The organism is Mesorhizobium sp. M1322 (assembly GCF_040318085.1).
Classification (GTDB): Bacteria; Pseudomonadota; Alphaproteobacteria; order Rhizobiales; family Rhizobiaceae; genus Mesorhizobium.
The window spans coordinates 26,939-45,487 of record NZ_JAMYLP010000042.1 but is presented as its reverse complement, the minus strand read 5'-3'; the positions used below and the strand labels follow the sequence as shown (position 1 = coordinate 45,487).

Below are 18,549 nucleotides of genomic sequence, written 5' to 3'. Positions count from 1 at the left end.
GTTCATTCGGACCCTCCGGTGAGTGCTGAAGCCTGGTAACTCCAGTCTCCCCGGTCCGGTCCGAATGGACAACCTCCCGAAAGCTCACAGCTAGCCGACCTCCTTGCATGCGTCCCGCGTCAGTGGCCCGTCAAGACCAGGGTCTGCACCGGAAGCAGCAGCGCCTGAGCCCGCAGGATCCCGGCGTGCACGATTCCGACCGTGTCTACCATGTGCAGAAACAGCCATCGCGGGGTAGAGGTTGCCGATGATAAGGACGATGCCGATGAGGAAGACCATCATCAAGACGAACAGAATGTCAGTCTGACCGGGGGACGTAATGAACGGCGGCAGATGCTTCACCGCAACGGGATGTATCTCTTCCATCGCCCAACCCCTCCGCGCCGGATTGCGGCGCTCTCGACAGCCCAGGAAGTATAGTCCAATCTAAGCCCTGGGGTTGACGCTGTCACTCCCGTTCATCGGTGCTCACAGGTGATAATATCGCCCAGCACTACGGCGCGCCCCTCACCACCTCCAAAGGGGCGTTGCTCTTTTTCGATGCCTCGTAGGCCTGGTGTGCAGCGGCCGCGGTCGCTCCGCCGCCCTCAACATGGACGGTCGGCACGGCGATTTTGATGCCGTTTTCCGCGAATGCCGCCTTGATCATCATGAAGGCGCGCCGCTTGATGCCGAATTGGGTCCCGGGCTTCGTCGTCAGCTTCATCCTGAGAACGATCGCATAATCCCCGAAATTGTCGATGCCCTGCATCTTGAGCGGCTCAATTGTGTCGGCCGCAAATTCAGGATCGGCTGCCAGTTCCTGGCCTATCTTCTTAATCAGCTTGCGCGCGAGGTCCACGTCGGAATCATAGGTCACGCCGATCGTGATCTTGTCGATCACCCAATCCCTGCTCATGTTCTGGACCGCCCCGAGCTCACCGAACGGGACGGTATAGATGGGGCCGCGATGATGACGCAGACGCACCGAACGCAGGCTGAAGGATTCGACCGTGCCTTTGTAGCTGCCGCTCTGGATGTATTCACCGACCCGGAAGGCGTCGTCCATCATGTAGAACACGCCGCTCAGCACGTCTTTGACTAGGGTCTGCGAGCCGAAGCCGATGGCGATGCCGAAGATGCCGGCGCCGGCAATCAGCGGGAGTATCTGCACGCCGAGCCCAGCGAGGATCGTTAGCGCGGTGACGGCGGCTATGAACACGGCAAGGGCGTTGCGGAATATCGGCAGCAGCGTGCGCAGCCGGCCGCTGCGAGCCAGCACATCCGCGCTGCTTGCATCTGCCGGCGCGAGGTTCATGCGATATTCGATCAGGGACTTCGACAGTTGCCAGAGCAGGTCGGCAATCAGCAAAATGATGATGCCGTGGAGCAGCCCGGTTATCAGGAAGCCGCCGGTTTCGCTGCCAGCGAGGCTCGCGGCCCTAATCCGCCAGATATAGCCGAGCCATGCGACCGCCGCGGCAATGACCGCCGCCCTGGAGCCCCTGACAATGAGCACGTTGAGTACGACGCCCATCGCGCCGCTGCGTTTCGACCTGCCTGCGAAGGCCTGTGCCGCGGCGCCGACGCCGCGCAAGGCTGTCGGCAGCACCAGGGCGAAAATACCAAGCCACAGAACGCCGAGCAGGCCGGTGACCCAAGCCACCCAAAGCAGGATCAGGAACAAGGTGAGAAACGACTGCTTGACCAGAGAGCCTCGCCCGTCGGGCCGTTGCCAGACGACGTCGATCGCGGTCGCCAGAATACCAAGCCCGAACAGGAAGGCGGCGAGCTCTGCAACCTCTTGCGAGAAGCCCAGGCCAGGCATGAGGCTGGCGATTGCCCAGCCGAACAACAAAAACCCGGCCACAAGGCTGACTCGCCACCGCCAGAAGCGGATCGAAGCCTCGCTTTCGAAAAGCGGAGTCGGCCTGTCCGAGGGGTCGCCCGTCGAACCGCCGAACGCAAAAAGCAATCGGGCCGCCGCGCGAACGATACGGAACGCGATGAACGCAAGAAGCAGGGTCAGAATGATCCTGCGGAGCAAGGGTGGCCATCCGAGTGCCAAGAACGAACCGGTGCTGGCGAGCGCAAAAGTCAGCAGGGCGACAGTCTCGAAGAGGATCGCCTGACCAGCATCTTCCTGGGCAACCGCGCTCCTCGTCCTGGCGAGCGCTCGTCGGACCAGCCACTCGGCCCCGAATCCGACCGCAATCAGGACCGCCAGAATGCCGATTACCAACCCTGGCCTGCCGGAGTTCACGTCACGCGAAACAACGCCCGCAGCGTGCGCCAGTTCTTCCGGCAGGCGCGGGATCGCGGCACCGAGCGCGCCGATACGGGCACGGATACCCGCCTCCAGGCTCAAGATGTCCTCGGAAATGGACAGGCCGGGTTCGTCCGTGGCCGCTGGAATCTTTCTCTCGAGCCATGCCTTTAGTTCTGGATCGGACAAAAGCTCGAGGAACTGCTTTGCCTTTTCGGGCGGGACGTCGGGGGACGGCTGTTGAGCGAGCGAAGTTCCCGGCAAGAGCGCCAGCAAGAGCACAACGACAGCCGGCAAGAACCCAAGGCGCAGCATGTTTTTCATGAGTCCCCCGAGTTCTGAACGCCGCAGCTGCTTCCGCACATAGCGGCTCCTCCCCTTTTAAGGGCAACTGTGCTGGCTGCATGATACGTCTCCCGGGAGACGTCAGCAAGGATGTTTTCGTCAAACGATAAGGTGCATAAATACAGGACCTTGCTAAACTGGAAGGTCCGCTTCGCCAACTCCATGCAGGCGCCAGATGCGGGGGCGATCGGCCGTCGAGCCGGTGATCGGCCAAATCAAGAACGAACACAGAATTGGGCCGCAATTACCTCGCTCACACCCAAGGCGATGCGATCAAGGCCCATCCTGGCCGCAGCCGGCTATATCTTCTCCCCGGCGGAACCAATTTTTGTGACTCTTGATCGCCGCGTTTCTGAACCGGCCGAAGCAGCTTGCCGCTCAGCGGTCAAGATTGTTCACGGTCGACTAGGCGGCGTTCGTGTGTGTGCCCAACCGCCATTTGTCGATGGCGTCGAGGACTGAACGGTTGCAGTGCGCTGGCCAGCATTAGCCCGTAGGTTACAGTTATTTACGTTCCCTGACGTGAGCCGATCGGCCAAGGTCACTCACAGCGCATAATACCGCCTCGCCCCGCAAGAGGACAGCAGCCTCTGGGCAATCGATAGGGGCGCCCATAGCCAAAAACAATTTTGCACACAAGGGGAATATCAATGCGAAAATTCATGACACTCATCGCGGCAACGTCAGTAGCACTTTCGTCTACGATGACAGCCTACGCACAAGATCAAAACCCCCTTCCCAAGGCCAGCGATGTGCTTGTCAGATACGGGGACGACGTCGAGGGCTGGACCGTCTATGCCAATCAAACCCGCGGAGATTGCTTGATCGTGCACTCAGATGGCCCAAGTTCGGTGCAAATGGGCGTTACCGCAAATCAGGAGGTCGGATATCTTGGCGTGTTCACGAAGCAGGATATCGGCCTTCAGAACGGGAACAAGTCGGAAATCTTCGTCTCAATCGGCGGCCGTCTCTATAGTGGTGTGGCCACCAGCACGAGCGGCGAACTCAAGGGTGGATACTCTGGCGGCTACATCTTGACAGACGACCCGAAGTTCAAGCGCGACGTAGCGAAGCAATATGAAATGATCGTGTTTCCGGAAACCAAGGGGGCCTTTGTCGTCGATCTGAAGGGGACTTTCAAGGCAATGGCAATGGGCCGCAAGTGCCTCAAGCAGTGACCCCAGCTCTGACCACTCATTTGCCTTTCATAGGTCCGGAACTCGAAGTTGGCGTTTGAAACAGAATTGGCAATTCTATTCTACCCGACGTTTAGTCGGGCACCGTGCGGCTGGATTTCTTGGGTGGCGCGTTCGCCGGCCATGATGCAGCTCAATGCGCATTTGCGATGGGAGACGGTACGCCAACACGGATGAATCTTGAAAAGTCTGGCGAAAGGCCCGACTCCCGCGCACGGCCGTCAATGTGGGCTGCCTCCCTCAGAACCGACATCGGCAAGCTGATATCGAGTGCACCCCGTGCATACGCATACTCCGGAAGATAGCCGTTAACGATGAGGCGCCAGTCAAGCGGGACCACGTCGCCGACCGCTCGCATCATCTTGACGATCGTGGTCGTGCAGTTCGTCGTAATGGAATTATAGAACTCCGGAGTCTTGGAAAGTGCATTTGCGTCCAAGACGTATTCCAGCAAGAGCGCCCGGGCCGCTTCCGGTGACACTTTTAGCCGATAGATTTGGACATCCTCTCCGCGAATGTTTGACCTGACACCGACGACGTCTCGCTCGTCAGCCGCAATAATGACCAGGGGATTGCTCTTGAACAGATCTGCCATGGGGGAAAACTTGCCGTCTCCCTGGCGCCGCACCTCGATCGACCAGGCAAGAAAGTCACCGCCTGCAAAGCCGAAGCTTATGATGACATGGGCGATTTTGGTCCCGGACCAATAAGACATAAAGAGGTCGACCGTCTGAACGTTGGAGAGGTCGTAGGTGCGCGTTGTCCAGCGTTCGGTGAAATCAGTGTCGCTACGCCATTCGAAGTCGCGCACATCGGTCAGCGTCAACAGATTGCCGTCGCGGGCGCCGGTTACCTGACGGGCGACGTCGGGCGCCCAGTCCGCATGATCGAAAGGCCTGATGGTGCTCCACCAAACCAGAACCACAGCAAACGCAGCTGCAAACAGGACAAGCGCCCTGATGCGAAGCCGGCTGAAGAGCGCGATGACGGTAGCGAGGCCGAACAAGATGAAAAGGCCGCCGGCCACAGCCCGTCCAAGCTCAGCCACGGGCAGGCGATACCAGATGGCAAGTCCGGCCCAGGCAGTCAGGATTGCGACGGCTAGTGAAAGGATGATGACAAGCGAGATCCGAGCGACGCGACGCATTCATTCCCCCTTTAGCCAGACGGAACCGTGGCAACGTTCCTGCGGATGCGGTTGACCCTCCCGTCATCCGGCTTCAGTGCTGCCTCTTTGGCTCGACGAATGATTATTTCTTGCAGTCTTTGATAGTCGGGGAGGAGACAGCGCAATCCTTGCTGCCAGGGTTCGGTTTCCGGCTAGTCTGGGAACCCGTCAAGGCGCCGATGTGATTGCCTAAATTTTCTCTGCTGTTTTGATCGACCGCTGCAACAGGTGCCGCAATCACCAACCCTGCCGCGCTGCCCGCCGCTGCCGCCGCACCGGTCGTTGCGTGAATGATCGTGTCGCCCAGGCCTATCCTGTTGTCGGTCAACGTCTGGCCGCCGGCCATACGCGCCCCGATCAGTTGCACGATCTGCGGTGACGACGCGAACTTGCCGTGATGCAAACGATCTCCGGATTTGATTTTCGTCAGATCGATGACGGTTATATTGTTGCTGGCGAGTTCTTCCTTGTATGGAGCTTGTTCCGGATCAATCGATCCGAGCCGGGGGATATCGCCCCAGACCCGGCGCGAAACTTTGAGCGCGCGATCGTCCTGCGAGACAAAGAGGGTGAACTGCGGGTGCTGTTTGCCCATGTCGGCAATCTGAGTGCGAAACACGTCGACATCGACGTCAGGCGCAGCCAGCATGACGTTTTTGAACTTCGCCGGAAGGCCGCCATTGCGGATGGCCATCTGCCGCAAGCCTTCCAATGCAAGCCAGTTGCCCATCGAATGGGCGAGGATCGAAACTTCCTTTATCTCAGGATCGCGGGCAAGATATTGGAACAGCAGTTCAAGCGCATTTCGCGTGTAGTTGGTGCTTTCACGATCGTAGCCATACGCCAGCGCACTGCCTCGGGACGGCCATGTGACCAGGATCGGGACGCTCTGCGTGCCCGTGTCCTTCGCGATCTGCGCAAAGCGATAGACCGCGTCTTCAAAGCGATTGTTGAATCCGTGAATAAAGACGAGGACGCTGTGATCCGGGCTCTTCCTGACAGAGGCGCTAAGCCACCCCTTCGCTGTCTGGAGCGTCAACTCTTGGGCCTGCACGACTGCGAAATCAGTCGCCGGGTTCGATGGCAGCTTCTTGGGCCATGCGACCTCTCCAACCTTGCGGACCGATGGCGGAGGGATCGAAACCGTAATTTCCGCGAACGAGGGGGCCAGTCCGCGCTCGCCCGTATACATTTGTGCCGGATTGGAGGAACGGCTGCGTGTCGTTGTGACCAGCATCTCAACCTTGCTGGAGGAAGGGGAGGTATCGGCCACGGGCAGCAGCACATTCGTCGGACGGGACGCGCACCCCCACAGCAGGCCAACCAAGGCCGACGCCAACAAAACGTTGCTGACACGTCCGACTTTGGGCGGGTTCACGAAACAGTTCCCCAAACTCTTCTCCCGTTCGAAGTCATCCCAGGCTCAGATCCAGTCAGAACCGAAATCTGGCGCCGATGATTGGCCCCTGCATTGCTATGTCGAACACAAATCCGTCGTCCTCGTAGTCTACGGCAAGGTAGCGATAGCCGGCTTCCAGCGTGACCGAATCACTGTACCGGTATTGAAGCGTGCCCTGCACTTGCCAATCGATGTCGGCGCCAAGGCCGAAGCCACCGATATCCGCCTCGCCATGGAGTCCGAATCCGTTCCCGAGAGCAACATCGCCGGCCACACCAATAATGGGGTCAACCCAAGTTTTGCTGCCGCTGGCCTCTCTTACGGCGAGAGGGCCAGTAACCGTCAAATCCGTGTCCAGGTACCAGAGCCGTCCGCCGGCCAGAACGTCCAAGCTTGCGGTGCCATTGTCGACGACCCGATAGGAGCCGCCGAAGGTCCACACCACCGTGTTCATGTTCACTTCGGCCGAAAAAAGAGCCAACGGGCCGGCCGACGTGCCATCGGCCTCGAGTCCCAGGTAGATGAAGTCAGTGAAAAGAGCGTAGCGGCCATTGCGCGCCTCACCGGCAAGCATAACCGGCGGGGGGGACCAATCGATGTGGTCGAAAATCTGGCTGAAATCGACGTCGATGTCTACCGGCGACAGGCCCCTGACGCCGACCCTGCCCTTCATGCCTGCCATCCAGAAATAGGGCTCTGCGGTGAAGGTCCAGGCCGGCGCGGCTTCAGCAGGCACGGGCGCGGCTTCAGGAAGTTGCGTGGCAGCGTCCGCAGCGATCGCCGGCACCGCAAGCAGCGCTGCCGCTGTTCCCGCCGAAGCCAACACGAGAGCTCGGATGATTCCCATATAAAGTCCCCTCTAATTCCGCCTTTTACTTCATGTCCGATGCGATCGTCTTGCGTCCGCAGTGACAACATATATGTATTCGCGCTGCTCAGCTAATGATATCGGCTTCCGATTGTTTTTTCCTGTCGAAAGCGGTTCATTTGTTCGTGGCTGTCACAGACAGTGCTGGGCCTACTTCGGGAACAGCAGGGCAATTCCCGTGCGGAATCCGAAGCCGTCGGGCCACCGCCCAATACCGCATACAGGTCGATTGCCAGACAGAAATTCCAAGCCAGCCTCCGTTTAGTCCTGGCGTGGCGGCCAAGGAATGACATGCGGTTTGCGGGTGGCGTCCGCGTGCAGCACGGCTCCGACTTCCCCAACCAACCGATCCACCAGTTCCTGCCATTCGGCTCGTCTGGACTCGCGCAATGCCGGCGGGACCTTGTCGATCCTCGACAGTGCGAGCTCCGCTTCTGCAAGTTCCTCGCACATATCCTGAAAACCCTCAGTTCGGCCCATCAGCCGATGGATCGCTAATTCAAATTGCGGGAACCGACGCACTGCCGCCGAGACGGCTCTTTTTCTATCAGCCGGTTCGTTGTCCATCCTCATGGCGCTAATTCGCAGTTTCCGAAACCACCCTAGCCTATCGCATGGAGGCGCCTGCGGAATGTAAGTTACGTGGGCGACAGGGTAATTTCTGAACATCCAGTAGCGAGTTCGGTCGGCACCAGCCCTAAAAATCGAAAATTCCAACTACGCTGCCGGTGAGGTCGCCTGACTATTGATCCGTTGTCACCCGCCGCGGCGTTGCGCAAACCGCAGCCGTCATCCGGATGTTATTCGTTCAGACTACTAGGAGTATTGCAAGAATTGGCTCGCGCATGTAAATTACGCGGCAGAGGTAACCGGCGAAAAAGAAAATATAACTGGGAGTAAATCCTCCCAGGACGTCAGGTGAGGGAACCAAGATGATCCGGGCGGAACCAGCCGCAGGGAGGGGGCATGAGCTCACCCCGGAGGATTGTCGTGCCCAGCTTGTCCTGATCCTCAACAGCGCGGACTTCGATGCAACCGGTCGCGAGCGCCGCTTCCTCAGCCATGTGGTGGAGGAGACCTTGGCCGGTCGCGGCGATCGTATCAAGGCGTATTCGATCGCCGTCGAAGTGTTCGGCCGCGATATGGCCTTCGACCCGCAGACGGATCCGATTGTCCGCATCGAGGCTGGCCACCTCCGGCGCGGGCTCGAGCGATACTACCTGACTGCCGGACATGACGATCCAATTCTCATCACGATTCCGAAAGGCGGCTACGTTCCTGTCTTCTCGCTCCGTTCGCAACCGTTGTTGGTGGACCCACCGATGCCCCTTGTTTCTGCTGCTGTCGCTCAACTTCCCTTCCGGCGCTTGCCGTCACGGCTGCTGCTGCCGTCTGTCCTTGTGGCCTTTCTCGCGGCCGGCGCATTTGTATTGGCGTGGTGGTGGACCTCCGTCAGAGTGGGCGCCCCGGAAACGCCTCGGGTGCTTGTGGAGTCGTTTGACGATCTGAACGGCACTCACGCCGCGGCGGCCGTCGCGAGTGGATTAAAGCAGGAAGTCGTCAGCCAGCTTTCCAAGTTCAAGGACATCGTGGTCGTGGAGTCGGCCGCAAAGGGGGAGGATTCATCGATCTCGCCAGCACGATATGTCCTGGCCGGAAGCGTGAACCTGTCGACCGATGCCTTCCGCCTTCGGGTCCGGCTGCTCAACCGGGCGGACAACTCGGTTCTGTGGGCAGAAAGCTATGATGGTGGGCTGAAAGTGGCGGAGCTTATGGAAGTCCAGACGGACATCGCGCGCAATGTGTCATCGAGCCTGGCCCAGGCATATGGCGTCATCTTTCAGGCAGACGCCAATCTCCAAGTCGACAATCCGCCGGACGATTGGGCCGCCTACTCTTGCACGCTTTCCTTCTACGCATATCGGGCCGGTGTCGATGCAGAAAGCCGTTCATCGGTACGCGCGTGCCTTGAGAAGGCAGTGGACCGCTTTCCAAACTACGCCACCGCCTGGGGCCTTCTTTCGCTGATCTACATAGATGACTATCGATTCGAGTTTTCAGGCGACCCCGCACAGTCCGCCGCTGCGCTCGAGCGCGCCTTGGCGGCGGCAAGGCGATCTGTGGGGGTTGACCCTGTCAACATCCGCGGACGCCAGGCAGAAATGGTTGCGCTCTATTTCCACAAGGAGATCGATGCCGCATTGAAAGTGGGCAAGCAGACTTTGACCATCAACCCGAACGACACCGAGTTTATGGGCGAATATGGAGAGCGTCTGGCGGTTTCTGGAAACTGGCATGACGGATGCCAGTTGATCGCGGAAGCGCGTCAGAAGAACCCAGGGTCAGGCTACTATGACGTGGATTTGGCCCTTTGCTCGTATTTCAGCGGAGATTATCCTCAGGCAGCTATGTGGATCAACAAATCGCCATTTCCGTCGAATCCGGTCTATCATTTGCTTGCGGCTGCCGTTTTCGGCGAGGGAGGATACAAAATCGCCGCTGATCGCGAGGTCGCATGGCTGAACCAAAATCAACCTGATTTGGTGAAGAACATGCGCCAGGTGGTTTCGGCGCGGTTGGCCCGATCGCAAGATGTCGAGTTTTTCCTCGGCTCGCTGAGGAAAGCGGGCCTTAGCATCGCAGACTGACCGTAATCCTGCGAATAGGATACCGTTAGTTGTTCTGCACAGAACTTGCCCCGACCCTTAGACAGACACCACAAGCCGGTCGAGAAAAGGCCGCTGACCGACAAGTAGCTTTTCCCGGGCCATATCCAGGCCGAACCACCCTGCGCGATCGATCTCTGGAAAGAATTGTATGCGGCCGCTGCGCGGCGGCCATTCCATCTCGAACATGTTGCTGCGCAGGCTGCCGGCGTCGAAATCGCCTTCGACGCCGAACGCCGTAATGAGCTTGCCGCCGCGCTGGCGCAGTTCTCCCAGCGGAAGCAGTGCTCCCTTGATCTCCCAGCCGGTTTCCTCCACGAATTCGCGACGCGCCGCAGCTTCCGGCTGTTCGTCATCACCATACTCGCCCTTCGCAATCGACCATGCGCCAAGATCGCGGCTTTGCCAGAACGGCCCGCCCGGATGAACAAGCAACACCTGCAGTTCGTTGCTCGATCTGCGGTAAGGCAGTATGCCCGCACTTCTTTTCGCCATCGCCTCAAGCCTCCTGAATCCGGCCTACCATCGCAGGTAGGCTGAACGGGATGTTCGGTTTGTCGATAGACTGCCCTGCCCTGTGTCGATGCGACTGGCTACACCCCATCAATACGACACGAAACGATCGAGCCCCCCGCTTTTCAAAGACGACCGCATATCGTCCTCTGGGCTGCGGCCCCGTCCCGTCTCATCGGGCGGATTGGGCCAACAGGCATCGGAGGGCCAATAGCTCCGCCAGAGGTGATCCTCAGAAAATCACAGTAGCGAGTGCAAACTCATTCGATCCGGAGTGGTCGGCAATCCGCGAACAAATGCCGCAATGCCCTGCGGAATTGAACCGGGTGCGATTGGCCCAAGGCGATTCATTGGCGCGCTGGAAAGCACGCCGCCAAAAATGGCTTTGCGACGACCCGCTCGGTTCGATTTCGGCCAGACACGCGCGGTCTGTTCGCCGATCTGCACGAACCGCGTGTTGCCGGCGACCTCGACGAAACGTCTGATATAGTCGAGCCGATCGGTTGGCTTAGCTACCGGCTCGCCGAGCGCGAAGAGACGCTTCTGTCTGATCGGCATTACTCAAGAATTCGTCGAGTTCGGCTATCCACAGATCCGCATAGTCGACATTCTGCCACTCGGCAAACCACGGGCCGCCGCTCGTATAGTGGACCGCCTTAGGTGTGCCAAGCGCCGGCTTTTCGTTCCAACCTTCAAGCCAGTTCCACTCTACTGGCAACGAGCCCAGGTCCTCATCGGCGACCCACTGCATTCGATGGAGGTAGGCACCACTTTCGCGGTTCACGACCTCTGGCGTAAGCGATTTAACCGAAGGATGCGCGCAATTGAACAGCATCAGCGAGGACCAGTTCTTTCGAGGGTAGGACGTCTGAACCACGCCATCCATCTTGGTGGTGGCCTTCGGCGTATAGTCATGCTGGACGCAATAGACCGCCTTATCCGACTTCGTGTATTCCAGCAAACCTGCGACGTCACCGAGCCACAGGAAGTCGCAATCGCAGAACAAGGCCCAACCCGTGTAGTCGGCGAGAAAAGGCGTGAGAAACCGCGTATAGGTGAACTCTGTTGACGCGAGCGGATCTTTTTCCCTCCAATACAGTTCACGAGCGCGCAGTTCGTCCTGTTTGATTGGAATAACGGAGACAGGCACCGAAGCGTTTTTAAGCAGAGAGTGCCGCGCTACGTCGTAGGCGATCGGTTCACGGCTGTCCCATCCAACGAATACCCTAAACGCATCAGTCATATTCAGTACCTTGGCTCCTGATTTCAAAACGGTCATACACTAACTGTCTGGCAACAACTCGGCAACAATGGTGCAGAAATTAGCCAGGACGATTTCTGAACCGCACGGATTTGCCTTTCACCGCGGGCCGGCTTTTTTCGGCGGATTTCGTCTCGCTGCCCAATGCGACAAGCGCCCATTTCTGATAGGTGTAGCTGGCCGAATAAGCGGCGACCATCGCACCGGTCGAACCATCCAGAAATCCCAGCTTGAAAACGTAGCTGTTCATATAGGCCCAGACCGAGCGGAAGACCGCCTTGCTTATCGAGCTTTTTCTGCCCTCGGCAAGCAGCCGCGCCGCGGACGCTTCTGCGTATCGGCCGATCTTGTCATGCGCGTCTGCCAGGTCGGCGATGGAGTCATGCTCCATAGAGTGGGACAATCGCGTGACCTTCCCATTCACCACAACTTTCTCGTGCACCGTGTCGTTGCTGAAGCGCCCGGACTGTCGACGGAAAAGCCTGAGCACCAGATCGGGCGACCAGCCGCCATGGCGGACGATGTTCCCACAAAAGCGGGATCTTCTTGGTATTTCGAAGCCATCATAGCCTTTTGGGTTGGCGATAGCGGCTCTGATTTCTGCAGCCAGCGGTGGCTCGACCCATTCGTCGGCATCAAGCGAAAGGACCCAATCGCCTGTCGCCGCGGCGAGGACACGGTTTTTTTGCGCGCCGAAACCGGGCCAATCGAGGGTGATCAGGACCTTGGCCCCGAGTCCACTGGCGATGTCCCTGGTTTGATCGGTGCTGTTATTGTCGAGGACGACGATTTCGTCGGCAAAATGCACCGAGCGAAGGCAACGTGCAATGCACGCTTCCTCATTGCGGCTGATTATGATGACTGAGAGCGCCGGCACGGTCAGACGGTTCCGGCATCAAAACTGCTACTGTTGTTCAAAGAAACTGCCCCCCCCGCCTGTTGGCACTCCGAGCGATACTAACGGATTCAAGATACTAACGGATTCAAAAAGAATGTCGAAAATTATCTCAGGTCGAGACTTTCGTAGAGCGCTATCATTCTCCCGATCATGACGTTGAAATCGTAGTGTTCGGCCGCCGCTCTGACCTTAGCCGCAGTCTCAGGCCGTGACGACAGCTGCAACGCGCGGGCAAGCCCGGCGGCGAGGTCGTTTACGCTGGCTGCGTCGCAAACAAGCGCCGGGTCGAACCGATCGACAAGCTCGCGCGCGCCACACCCGGTGCTTACCACGGCGGGCAAGCCGCTGGCCATGGCTTCGATCACTACTGTGCCGAATGGATCATAAATGGAAGGCAGCACGGCAATGTCCGCCGCGCCGTACCATGGCAACGTGTCTTTCTGCGGCCCCAGCATCCTGAGCCTTGCGCCAAGACCAAGTCTGTCGCCAGCCTGCTTGAAGGCATTGGCGCGCGAATCGTGGCCAATGACCCATAACTCCGGCTCACAATCAAGCGTGGCGACAGCCTTCATCAATGGAAGAAGGCCTTTTCGCGCAAAACCCGAGCCGACAAACAGGACGACCGGCCTGTTATCGTCGACGTCGAGCTGCGCGCGGACCGCCGCCCGATGCTGTTGGCGCAGCTCCAGGTTGAAGCGGTCAAGGTCAACCCCGTTGGGAACATGGTGCACACGTTCCGCCGGATAGTCGTAGTGACGGACAATGTCCTCAGCCACCATTTTCGAAATGGCGATCACAGCTTTTAGCCGCGGGCTGGCATAGGTTGTGCGTTCAAGACGCAGCGTCTGGCGATGAAAGGGGCTAAGCGCCATCGCTGCCCTGTCAAGCCGCGTCTCGAAACGCCGCCGCTCGGCAAGATAGGCGGCATGAACGCCTTCCCCGGCCCGGAAGACATCGCAGCATGGAAGACGATCATTGCTCTGCACCAAGGCCGGCGGCATTTCGGCGATCTTGCGGCAGGCGGCTCGAGCAAAGGACGTCGCCCGCAAGGAGCGGGGAAAGCGGCGACCGGCACACTGGATGAATTCTATGCCTTCATATCGCGGCCAGTCGCCGGACAGCACGGCCACCGGCCGTTGACGCGCGGCGAACGCCGCCATGATGTTTTCCAGCATGATCTCGCCTCCGCCAAAAGGCGCATAGCGCTGGCGTACGAACACAATAGGCGTCTTCGGTTCAGCTTGAACCCGTTGATCATGCTGTGACAAATCCATGCGATCTCGCTACACTTTTTGCACTCCGGAACTGGTGAATTGATGAATCACGCGGATGAGCGCGATTTGACCAGTTTTGCTATCCGCCTGCACTGCCGTAGTGAATATTGTGGTTATTGCTAGGCAGTTATTCCATAATTTTCCATGATATTTTTGCAGTATAAAATTTCTTTTTCGGTAAGGTAGTCCTTATACCCGCCAACTACGCCGCGTCTAACTTTAAAGCTATCGGAATCCATTCTGTCTACCGTTCTCAAGCGATGGCCATAGCTCTCATCACTTTGCCCAGAGGATTCGTTGGCTCTCATGGACTCAAATCGACCGGCGTTAATTGCTTTCGTAATTTTCTCCTCGTCTGATTCTACCTTCATCCATTTTGCGATTCGGCTAAGCTCGGAGAGGGCATCGCTGTGGAGCGTTTCGTATCGTGTGATCAACACATCGTCTCTTTCGCTGATTGCGGCCAGCCACATTGCATTGAACCGGACTGTCCTCTCGATACCAAACCGTTGGTCTCGTACATAGCTCGACAAATCACCTTGGAATAGGCCGCGCCATGCTTCGCGTTTGGTGACGTGAAAATATCCGGAAATTGTTGTGTCGATCGGATTGCGATGCAAAAAAATCAGGGGCCGCTTTCCCAAAAAAGCGTCGGCAGAGCGGAAATCTTTTCTGTGGAACACGCTGCCGCCGTGGGTATAATCAAGGCCGACGGCAAGCTGATCAAGCATGACTCTCAACCATGTCCGCCCTGACTTTGGGTAGGAAATGCAAACGCCTAAATTAGTTGAATTTCCGTCTGCCTTCGGCTTGAGCCACCGCAGTAGTTTCATGGTCACCTCGCAAACATTCCTATCATCTGCCGATTGCTAAGGACCCGCCTCCCGGACCTTATGACATGACGAATCATCTCGATCAAACTTGGCCGACGAGCAACCACATATTTTGTCGCGCCTCACCATAAGCGCTTCCCAATCGCGGCGACGGGTTGGTCAACTGTAAATCACTGTTGCGGTAGATCAGGAAGTCGGTGCTGGCGCGCGGCGAAAACAGATTTGGGTCGATTGTCCACTGTTGCTTGCGGTTTTCCCAGCGGTGAGGCATTTAGAAACTAATAGGAAGAGCGGATGAACACCAGCACCCCCGACCTGTCGTATGAGATTCCCGTCCCGAAATCGAAGCAGACTCGTGGATTGAGGAAAATCGAACGCCAGTTGAGGCCGAAACTGCGGTCGCTTCGGTGGCGGGTTGTCGAGCAGGTTTTGAGCTGGCGCAATCCCGAGGCGTTGGCTTTTTACCGCAGAGCTATGGAAACCGCATATCTGCCGGACGACCTGATCGACGTAGTCCCGCAACTCAAGATCCTGTACCTCGCCACGCCAAAGGCGGCGAGCAGCCGCATTCGCAGCAACCTTGCAGCCATGATCGGCAACGACACCGTGTCGGGGTGGCGCAGCGACCAGAACTGGAAGGTGCACAACCGAAAGGCGTCGAACTTGCAGGCGCCTCGCCATGGAGTCGTGCAGTTCTATCGCATGGCCACAAGTCCCGAAGCCTTGCGATTTACCTTCGTTCGCAATCCCTATACAAGGCTGTTGTCGTGCTGGGCCGACCAATATCGTGAACGTCCCCTAGTGCCCGGTTATGGCAGGGTTGAGGTCTATCTAGCCCACCGCGAAAGGGCTGATCCGGCGCTGCCTGTCGGTGCTGACAAGAGCCTGTCCTTTGCAGATTTCGTCGCCTTTGCCTGCACGACGTCCACATGGCGCATCGACAAGCATTGGCAGAGGCAAAGCGACATCATCGACCTTCCAGGGGTTGCGTTCGACCTCATCGGTAAGACCGAGACTTTCGCAAAGGATTTCGAACGGGTTCTCGATCATGTCGATGCGAGCGACGAGGTGCGACGCGCGGCGATGCCTCCTCTGCACACCTCCTCGCGCCGCAGGCTTGCCGACTATTTCACGCCAGAGCTGGCTGACACCATTTATCGTGCGTATGAGCGCGACTTCGATCAGTTTGGCTATCCGCGCGCGCTTCCAGAGTAAAGTGGTCGCGCGGCCGTCTCAAATGTATCCAAATGCCTGCATCAGGGGTTTCCCCCGCCCCTCGGTAAGCTCCATCAATTCCTGCTGACCCAGTTCAGCCTTCCAGCGGCCGCGGCCATCATAAATTGGCTGGTTCACCTGCTGGTTGCGCAACGCGGCGTGTTGGGGTTGCGCGTCAAGTGTGAACCATCGTTGCGGGTTCCGATGATAGTCGAGCAAACTCTGGTCGAACGACAATCCCAGGAAGGTGCAGATCTTTTCGACGGTGGTTTGCGGGTCATCGACAAGATCTTCGTAACGATAAATCAGGACGTCCGCGCTGCCGCGCTCGGCAAGCACCATTGTGTTGTCCGAAATCCAGCGATCCAGGCTCTCGGTCGCATCGCCAAGCCGCCTGGTCAGCGAAGCGACGGTATCGCGCCCATCGCGTACCGGCATCACGAACTTCGCGCCCGGCACCAGGCGTCGTATCCGGTCGACACGCCTGATATGACGCGGTGTCTTTTCAAGCAGCACCGACTTGCCCGCGCCAATGGCCGCCTGCTTCAGCTTTGAGTAGCGATACAGCGCAAGTGGGGTCCATTTGAAAAACACATTGGTTTCTTCGAATGGCAAAAAGACATCGGCATGCGAGGCAAGAATCGTCGCTATCAGCGTAGTGCCGCTATGCCCGCATCCGCAGACAAACCCGGTGGATCGGATCAATTCACACCTGCCCTGTCGTCGACATAAGATATGCCGTGCCGCTGAAAGGCTTCGTCGAGCCGCTTCCAGTAATCGAGCCGCGCAAGCACATCGTCACAGAAGGCTACATCATCCGCGCTGAGGTAGTCCAAATAACCACCGACCTTACCTTTTCGAACCTTGAAGCTTTCCGGGTCGTCAGGATTGCGCGGTTGCAATCTCCCGCCATAGCGCGCACCCAGTTCTCCTGACATCTCAGATTGCTGCATGCGTTTGAACGATCTGCTGACGGCAACATCAGCAAGCTGGGACTCCTCAAAGGATTTTTCCAAAAATTTCCCGATGCTGCGCAATGAGTCGTTGGTATCCCGCTGCACATCTTCATAGCGCAGAAGCGCAACCCTTCGCAGGTGACTTGCGGCTGCGAACCACTGCAGGTTGAAAAGGGCAATCTTCTCGACACCGTGGTTGGGGCTTCTTATACAGTCGCCGATCGGACCTGCTTCCAGCCCATGGCGTTTGTTGACCTGAAAATATCCAGACACCGCAGTGTCGCGGGGGTCTCGCGTCAGGAATAGAATTCGCTGCCGTTTGTAGCGAGATTTGTCGGGGCTGATCTGCATAATGTCACGCAAATCCTTGTGGTCGGAACCGTCATGCGTGTAAGCCGCATCGACGCCCAGATCGTCAAGCATTACGCGCAGCCAGGTCCGCCCGGATTTGGGAAACGAGACGACAAGGAGGGGCGGCTTTCTTGCAAAAAACTTGGAAAACAAACTCAACTTGCGGACTCCGATTGCGGGCGCTTTGATCGAGCAGATCAGTGATTGTAAATATCGATTAAGGCATTGGCGATCCGTTGCGAAGCCGGCACCTTTGGATCAATCGACAGATTGGCGTTGAGGAAGTCCCGACTTTGCTCAAAATAAGTCGGCCTTGACCTGACCGCAGCGCGGATATCGTCGACAAGGTCATGCTCCGACAATGTTGGTTTGAAAGCGCCCATAGGGCTGTCGAACTCAACCATGGGCGAAACCAGCGGAAACAGCACCACCGGAATGCCGCAGGCGATTGCTTCGTAAACAGTGGTGCTTGGGCGCGTTACGAGCGCCAGAGCGTCCGGGAGCAGCTGTGCGAAATCCAGGGTCGATTTGTTCGGGATATCGACTTTTGCGAACATCGTGGGGTGGACGCTAACGACATAGGCAAGGCCGAGTTTAGCGCATGCGGCTGCCACGGCTTCAATCGCTTGGCGATCTGCGGGGTCTTCGATATCCCCCTTGAAGTTCACCAGCACAAAAAGCCCTTCCTCGTGCCTGGCCCCAGCACTTCCGACGGCACGCTCAATGACCGGGGAGCCGACAACGTATGTCGGCTGTCGTCTTTGCTGCAGCGCGGCTGGTCCCATCGACAGGATGTAGTCAGCTCTCACAAATCGATGCGGCTGCAGCAGTCGCGCACCTCCGATGAGGCCGACCACGCGAACCATCCCGAAGTTAATGGAGTCTATGAACCGCCTAAAGAATTGCGGCGCATAGTCATTTCCAGTCACCAGCATGTCGCCGGGTCTGATCATCCGCTCGAGTTCGGCAAAGCCGATATGCGATATTCCCCGGGCGTCGAGTTCAGGCCGCGCTACGCCGCCACGTTTCAATCCATCAAGATGCGCGAACACGCATCGGATGCCGCAGTCAACCAGTATACCTGCCGCGTCTGCCAGCAGCCGAACATTGTTGCGGTTGTGGGGGACGAAGTAGACAGTCCTCTTCGCTGCTCTGCCGCGAGCGTAGATACGCCCGCGCTTGAACAGATTTCCTGGATGGACAAGCCGGTACGCCGCGAGGAGCCGCTGCACAAAGCCTTCCCTGACAGGAGAAGCCGCGTTGTTTCCCAACCTACCCAAAGATATGCATCGCCTCTTATCCGTGAAATTTAGAACGCCGCCCGCCGGGTATTTTACAATGCACTCGCCGTCAAGAAAGGC

Annotated in this window: 16 protein-coding genes and 1 pseudogene; 4 read left to right on the top strand and 13 right to left on the bottom strand. The window is 58.0% G+C overall.

From position 1 onward, the window contains the following. Window positions 1-493: 493 nt before the first annotated feature. On the bottom strand, window positions 494-2,569 hold the full coding sequence (locus tag NKH12_RS17130; RefSeq protein WP_352954213.1) for a mechanosensitive ion channel family protein: 2,076 nt from the start codon (window positions 2,567-2,569) through the stop codon (window positions 494-496). Between the two features lie 187 nt (window positions 2,570-2,756). Between NKH12_RS17130 and NKH12_RS17125 the strand changes: the two are divergent. After that, window positions 2,757-2,902, top strand: a pseudogene (locus NKH12_RS17125) (IS5/IS1182 family transposase); the annotation flags it as partial. Window positions 2,903-3,240: 338 nt separating this feature from the next. Beyond that, window positions 3,241-3,768 carry a hypothetical protein gene (locus NKH12_RS17120; RefSeq protein ID WP_352954212.1) on the top strand — a complete coding sequence of 176 codons (528 nt, stop codon included), beginning with the start codon at window positions 3,241-3,243 and terminating at the stop codon, window positions 3,766-3,768. A gap of 151 nt (window positions 3,769-3,919) precedes the next feature. Here the strand turns inward: NKH12_RS17120 and NKH12_RS17115 are convergent, their stop codons facing one another. The 4 genes from NKH12_RS17115 to NKH12_RS17100 form a co-directional block, all read right to left on the bottom strand. Beyond that, entirely contained in the window at window positions 3,920-4,933 is a 1,014-nt protein-coding gene (locus NKH12_RS17115) for an Lnb N-terminal periplasmic domain-containing protein (RefSeq protein WP_352954211.1), read from the bottom strand. A 103-nt stretch (window positions 4,934-5,036) separates the two neighbouring features. After that, on the bottom strand, window positions 5,037-6,296 hold the full coding sequence (locus tag NKH12_RS17110; protein ID WP_502910806.1) for an alpha/beta hydrolase: 1,260 nt from the start codon (window positions 6,294-6,296) through the stop codon (window positions 5,037-5,039). A 91-nt stretch (window positions 6,297-6,387) separates the two neighbouring features. Further along, complete coding sequence (locus NKH12_RS17105) at window positions 6,388-7,200, bottom strand: porin family protein (protein WP_352954210.1); 813 nt, start codon at window positions 7,198-7,200, stop codon at window positions 6,388-6,390. 282 nt (window positions 7,201-7,482) lie between these two features. Continuing rightward, window positions 7,483-7,788 carry a hypothetical protein gene (locus NKH12_RS17100; RefSeq protein WP_352954209.1) on the bottom strand — a complete coding sequence of 102 codons (306 nt, stop codon included), beginning with the start codon at window positions 7,786-7,788 and terminating at the stop codon, window positions 7,483-7,485. Between the two features lie 365 nt (window positions 7,789-8,153). Between NKH12_RS17100 and NKH12_RS17095 the strand changes: the two genes are divergently transcribed. Next, entirely contained in the window at window positions 8,154-9,869 is a 1,716-nt protein-coding gene (locus NKH12_RS17095) for a hypothetical protein (RefSeq protein ID WP_352954208.1), read from the top strand. A 57-nt stretch (window positions 9,870-9,926) separates the two neighbouring features. Here the strand turns inward: NKH12_RS17095 and NKH12_RS17090 are convergent, their stop codons facing one another. From NKH12_RS17090 to NKH12_RS17070, 5 genes are all read right to left on the bottom strand, one after another. Next, window positions 9,927-10,382, bottom strand: coding sequence for an NUDIX hydrolase (locus NKH12_RS17090; RefSeq protein ID WP_352954207.1), 456 nt, complete (start codon window positions 10,380-10,382; stop codon window positions 9,927-9,929). Window positions 10,383-10,908: 526 nt separating this feature from the next. Next, entirely contained in the window at window positions 10,909-11,679 is a 771-nt protein-coding gene (locus NKH12_RS17085) for a glycosyltransferase (protein ID WP_502910805.1), read from the bottom strand. Between the two features lie 43 nt (window positions 11,680-11,722). Further along, window positions 11,723-12,538 (bottom strand): glycosyltransferase family 2 protein, encoded by an 816-nt coding sequence (locus NKH12_RS17080; protein ID WP_352954206.1) that lies wholly within the window; start codon window positions 12,536-12,538, stop codon window positions 11,723-11,725. 125 nt (window positions 12,539-12,663) lie between these two features. Beyond that, the gene (locus NKH12_RS17075) at window positions 12,664-13,833 is read right to left on the bottom strand and encodes a glycosyltransferase family 4 protein (RefSeq protein ID WP_352954205.1); all 1,170 of its coding nucleotides are present in this window, start codon (window positions 13,831-13,833) and stop codon (window positions 12,664-12,666) included. 119 nt (window positions 13,834-13,952) lie between these two features. Beyond that, complete coding sequence (locus NKH12_RS17070; protein ID WP_352954204.1) at window positions 13,953-14,564, bottom strand: sulfotransferase domain-containing protein; 612 nt, start codon at window positions 14,562-14,564, stop codon at window positions 13,953-13,955. A 396-nt stretch (window positions 14,565-14,960) separates the two neighbouring features. Between NKH12_RS17070 and NKH12_RS17065 the strand changes: the two genes are divergently transcribed. Next, entirely contained in the window at window positions 14,961-15,881 is a 921-nt protein-coding gene (locus tag NKH12_RS17065) for a sulfotransferase family 2 domain-containing protein (RefSeq protein ID WP_352954203.1), read from the top strand. An 18-nt stretch (window positions 15,882-15,899) separates the two neighbouring features. Here NKH12_RS17065 and NKH12_RS17060 read toward each other — a convergent pair whose 3' ends face one another. Genes NKH12_RS17060 through NKH12_RS17050 form a run of 3 tightly spaced genes read right to left on the bottom strand, consistent with a single transcriptional unit; the run spans window position 15,900 to window position 18,420 of the window. After that, entirely contained in the window at window positions 15,900-16,586 is a 687-nt protein-coding gene (locus NKH12_RS17060) for a sulfotransferase family protein (RefSeq protein ID WP_352954202.1), read from the bottom strand. Continuing rightward, window positions 16,583-17,347 carry a sulfotransferase domain-containing protein gene (locus tag NKH12_RS17055; protein WP_352954201.1) on the bottom strand — a complete coding sequence of 255 codons (765 nt, stop codon included), beginning with the start codon at window positions 17,345-17,347 and terminating at the stop codon, window positions 16,583-16,585. The genes NKH12_RS17060 and NKH12_RS17055 overlap by 4 nt, the downstream gene beginning before the upstream one ends. A gap of 38 nt (window positions 17,348-17,385) precedes the next feature. Continuing rightward, window positions 17,386-18,420, bottom strand: coding sequence for a hypothetical protein (locus NKH12_RS17050; protein ID WP_352954200.1), 1,035 nt, complete (start codon window positions 18,418-18,420; stop codon window positions 17,386-17,388). Between the last annotated feature and the right edge of the window lie 129 nt (window positions 18,421-18,549).

Coding starts and splice junctions, on each gene's coding strand:
- NKH12_RS17075 (WP_352954205.1), bottom strand. CDS start 13,833: ATGGATTTGTCACAGCATGATCAACGGGTTCAAGCTGAACCGAAGACG.
- NKH12_RS17065 (WP_352954203.1), top strand. CDS start 14,961: ATGAACACCAGCACCCCCGACCTGTCGTATGAGATTCCCGTCCCGAAA.
- NKH12_RS17105 (WP_352954210.1), bottom strand. CDS start 7,200: ATGGGAATCATCCGAGCTCTCGTGTTGGCTTCGGCGGGAACAGCGGCA.
- NKH12_RS17115 (WP_352954211.1), bottom strand. CDS start 4,933: ATGCGTCGCGTCGCTCGGATCTCGCTTGTCATCATCCTTTCACTAGCC.
- NKH12_RS17085 (WP_502910805.1), bottom strand. CDS start 11,679: ATGACCGTTTTGAAATCAGGAGCCAAGGTACTGAATATGACTGATGCG.
- NKH12_RS17100 (WP_352954209.1), bottom strand. CDS start 7,788: ATGGACAACGAACCGGCTGATAGAAAAAGAGCCGTCTCGGCGGCAGTG.
- NKH12_RS17130 (WP_352954213.1), bottom strand. CDS start 2,569: ATGAAAAACATGCTGCGCCTTGGGTTCTTGCCGGCTGTCGTTGTGCTC.
- NKH12_RS17095 (WP_352954208.1), top strand. CDS start 8,154: ATGATCCGGGCGGAACCAGCCGCAGGGAGGGGGCATGAGCTCACCCCG.
- NKH12_RS17120 (WP_352954212.1), top strand. CDS start 3,241: ATGCGAAAATTCATGACACTCATCGCGGCAACGTCAGTAGCACTTTCG.
- NKH12_RS17090 (WP_352954207.1), bottom strand. CDS start 10,382: ATGGCGAAAAGAAGTGCGGGCATACTGCCTTACCGCAGATCGAGCAAC.
- NKH12_RS17070 (WP_352954204.1), bottom strand. CDS start 14,564: ATGCTTGATCAGCTTGCCGTCGGCCTTGATTATACCCACGGCGGCAGC.